The organism is Aeromonas sp. PrichA-15, from assembly GCF_017939245.1.
GTDB classification, from domain to species: domain Bacteria; phylum Pseudomonadota; class Gammaproteobacteria; order Enterobacterales; family Aeromonadaceae; genus Aeromonas; species Aeromonas caviae.
In genome coordinates this window covers 1-537 of record NZ_JAGKRH010000213.1, presented here as the reverse complement: position 1 = coordinate 537, position 537 = coordinate 1, and the positions used below count along the sequence as shown (strand labels likewise).

At 63.9% G+C, this 537-nt stretch carries 1 protein-coding gene; it reads left to right on the top strand.

Features of this window, described 5'->3' with window-relative positions:
• A partial coding sequence (locus J9889_RS19555) for an IS66 family transposase (protein ID WP_210557782.1) occupies positions 1–537 on the top strand: 537 nt, incomplete at both ends.

The following is a 537-nucleotide window of genomic DNA, read 5'->3' as shown; positions in this document are numbered from 1 at the left end:
AGGTGAGCTATCTCGTCACCGAACACCAACTGTATCGTGCGACCTGCTCACGGTGTATCGGCACGACCCAGGCCGCACTGCCAGACAACGTCAGCAGCAGCCAGATGGGGGCCAATCTGCTCAGCTACATCGCGCTGCAAAGCGGCCAGTTTCACCAGAGCGTCAGCCAGATACAGCAGCAGCTCAAACAGCATTTCGGCCTGAGTTTTAGCCGGGGCGCCATCAGTGAGGCGCAGGGGCGGGTGAGTGCCATGCTCACCCCGACCTACCAGGCCATCAAGCAGCAGGTGCAGACGGCCACCCACGTTCATGCCGATGAGACCCGGCATCAGCGGGGTGGAGAGCGCCGCTGGATGTGGCTGGCGCTGAGCAAGATAGCCGTCTGCTTCATGACGGCCTATGGCCGTGGTCAGGAGGCGGCCAAGCGGCTGCTGGGCGCCGAGTTTGACGGGGTGCTGGTGACCGACCAGTACGCCGGCTACCGGTTTATCGACGCCGACCAGCGGCAACTGTGCTGGGCCCACGTGGCCCGCAATC